The sequence below is a fragment of the Moorena sp. SIO2C4 genome (genome assembly GCF_010672485.1).
GTDB lineage: Bacteria > Cyanobacteriota > Cyanobacteriia > Cyanobacteriales > Coleofasciculaceae > Moorena > Moorena producens.
This window is the reverse complement of record NZ_JAAHGN010000918.1, coordinates 1-3102: the sequence shown is the minus strand read 5'-3', so window position 1 is coordinate 3102 and position 3102 is coordinate 1. Positions and strand designations below refer to the sequence as shown.

The 3102-nt window shown below is 42.5% G+C and carries 2 protein-coding genes and 1 pseudogene; all 3 read left to right on the top strand.

Annotated features, from left to right (window positions below; genetic code table 11):
* Positions 1-659, top strand: a pseudogene (locus F6K20_RS31365) (capsule biosynthesis protein); the annotation flags it as partial.
* A 528-nt stretch (positions 660-1187) separates the two neighbouring features.
* Entirely contained in the window at positions 1188-2159 is a 972-nt protein-coding gene (locus F6K20_RS31360) for a glycosyltransferase family 2 protein (protein WP_287297332.1), read from the top strand.
* A gap of 19 nt (positions 2160-2178) precedes the next feature.
* A complete protein-coding gene (locus tag F6K20_RS31355) occupies positions 2179-2943 on the top strand; it encodes an FkbM family methyltransferase (protein ID WP_008188060.1) in 765 nt (254 codons plus the stop codon).
* Positions 2944-3102: the final 159 nt, after the last annotated feature.

The window sequence follows — 3102 nt, the reverse complement described above, 5'->3', positions numbered from 1 at the left end:
CCCAGTTGCACTATCGCGCTAATGCTTTTCCGAATATGCTAACGTGGGTACTCCAGACGATTGAGTATTTTGCTAAACGTTCTGACTTACAACTGCTGATTCGGATTCATCCAGCAGAGATTCGGGGAACGTTGCCTTCTCGCCAACCATTGTTGCCAGAAATCAAGAAGGTCTGGTCTCAATTGCCTAAAAATATTTTCATCATTCCTCCAGAAAGTCCTGTGAGTACCTATGCAGCGATGATGGAGTGCGATTCGGTGATTATTTATGGGACAAAAACTGGAGTAGAGTTGACCAGTGTAGGCATTCCGGTGATCGTTGGTGGTGAAGCTTGGATCCGAGATAAGGGAATCACGATGGATCCTTCGACAGCAGAGGAGTATTTCCAATGCTTGGATAAGCTACCCCTTGGTGAACGGTTAGATTCTAATTCCCTGAAACGGGCGAGGATGTACGCCTACCATTTCTTTTTCAGACGCATGATTCCCCTACAGTTTACCGAACCCCTATCGGAAAATCCTTACGTAAAGCTCAATATTACTAGCCTAGACCAATTACTTCCTGGTGCAGATCCGGGTTTGGATATTATCTGTGATGGCATCTTGTCTGGTTCTCCTTTTATCTATCCAGCGGAACGGTTGGGAATTGATCGCGTCTAAGGATTAAGCATCTGGTGCATCTCATTAAAGCTGTTTGACCCGGTGGGTGGCATGGACATCTTGGTGCCATGAGCATCTTGGTGCCATGAGCATCAGGCGTGGAACGGGGATCAGGCGTGGAACGGGGATCAGGCGTGGAACGGGGATCAGGCGTGGAACGGGGATCAGGCGTGGAACGGGGATCAGGCGTGGAACGGGCATCTTGCCCGTGATCAATTTCAGGACGGACTATCCCAACCAGGCGCGAAGAGGCGGAAAATCAGGGCAAGCCCTTGGGTGGTGCGTTACGGGGCTACTGGCTACGAAGTTGAATATGATGGCAAGGCGCGCCCCTAACGCACCCTACGGACTCGGCCAGCCTTCAGAAAATTTTTAGATTTATCTATCCATAATGACTTGTTATTATAACATAAACAATGGGATAGTTTGATATCATTATCCCCGAGGGTGCAACTATAACGGCCACATCAGATTAAGCTAAATCGCTTAATGGTGATGGCTCCATACAGGTGTGTTCAGGAGTGCCTTATGAACTATATCAAAATTCTAGCTAAGCCTTTTCGTCAAGTCAAACAATTGTATAATGGCTCATTGACTCATTCTCCTATTAAACTAGCTAATCCAGGACCAGCTAATCCAGGAAAATTGAGTCATTTGAAGATATTAAAGTCTTTCGCTAAACCGGTAATTAGCTCTGAGAAAACCTGCATCGTCTCGGTGGTGATTGGGAGTTATAACCGTAGACCTTTACTGGAAAAAGCGATTCAAAGTGTTCGAGATAATCAGATTCGGGTTCCCTATGAAATCATTGTGATTGACGGGGGGTCAACGGATGGCTCTTTAGAATGGCTCATTCAGCAGAAAGATATTATTACTATCATCCAACATAACCGAGGGGAATTCCAAGGAAAGCCACTCAAGCGTCGCAGTTGGGGGTATTTTATGAATCTTGGCTTTAAATCAGCTAAAGGTAAATATATTTTGATGATCAGTGATGATTGTCTGCTATTACCGAATGCGGTTAATTTAGGGTTGGACAAGTTTGAAGAGGTGGAAAAAGCTGGCGGAAAAATAGGGGGAGTAGCTTTCTATTTTCGGAATTGGCCAGAGGATGAAGAGTACTATGTACAACATACCCTTGGTGGCAAACTGTTTGTTAATCATGGTATGTACTTAAAAGAAGCCCTAGCAGCAGTTGACTGGGCGGATGAAGAGCGATATATCTTTTATAAAGCTGATGGTGATCTCTGTTTAAAGATGTGGCAGCTTAATTATGAAATTGTAGATTGTCCAGGGGCTTATGTTGAACATTATTATGATCGAAATGAAGCGGTTCGCCAGACTAACAATGCTGTTTTAGACCATGACCGAGAGGCTTACTTGAAGCGATGGGAAGGAATTTATTATCATCGATATAAGCGGGATCTCCGGAGACGAGTAAATAGGTTATATGAGGACAAAAATAGAACAGCAGACCAGTTTATGGACTTAGTTTATTAAGTTTTATAGGAGTAACTAAATGGCTTCGGTGAAACAGGAAATTGGTCGGTTGGTAAATCGTCTGTTAGCATCCATGAATTTAAAGTTGTTAAGGCTTTCAGACTACAAACAAATTGTTGAAGCGAGTCCCGATCCAGGCAGGGAGCTATGGCGATGGCTTCGTGAAAATTATTCGATTAAGACGGTAATTGATATTGGAGCAAATAATGGGGATTTTGCGGAATTTTTAGCCATTTACTTCAATGCTAAACAGACCTATGTATTTGAACCATTGCCATCTTATATATCAGACTTGGAAGGGAAAGGCGCTAAGATTCCTAATCTAAAAATTTTTAATGTAGCGTTGTCGGATTATCAAGGAGAAGAGTTATTTTATGAGAATTCTTATGGGCCAGCTTCTTCGATGTTACGAATAAGTGAAGTATGTAAGAATGAATTTCCACAGACATCAGGAGAAAGTGAAATGAAAGTAAAGGTTTGCCCCCTGGATGACCTATTACAGTCAGAATTAGAGTCTGATCAATTTGAGAGAGATGTTTTTATAAAAATTGATGTCCAAGGGGTTGAAGATAAAGTGATAAAGGGAGGTAAAAAGCTATTTTCAATAGGGCGATGTGTTCTGGTAGAAATGTCATTTGTTCCCCTGTATAAGGAACAACCATTATTTGAAGAGGTACATGAATGTTTGGTAGAGTTGGGTTACCGATTTGCGGGAATTAAAAATCAAATTAATTCTATCAAGTCGGGACAGCCATTATTCTGTCATTGTTTGTATGTCCGTTAGGGTTGTGCAAGCTATCAGCTATCAGGTATCAGCTATCAGGTATCAGCTATCAGGTATCAGCTATCAGGTATCAGCTATCAGGTATCAGCTATCAGCTATCAGGTATTAGCTATCAGCGGTCAGATATCAGGTATCAGCTATCAGGTATCAGCTATCAGC

Excerpts from the sequence above, each read along its gene's own strand:
- F6K20_RS31360 (WP_287297332.1), top strand. The coding sequence starts at position 1,188 with ATGAACTATATCAAAATTCTAGCTAAGCCTTTTCGTCAAGTCAAACAA.
- F6K20_RS31355 (WP_008188060.1), top strand. The coding sequence starts at position 2,179 with ATGGCTTCGGTGAAACAGGAAATTGGTCGGTTGGTAAATCGTCTGTTA.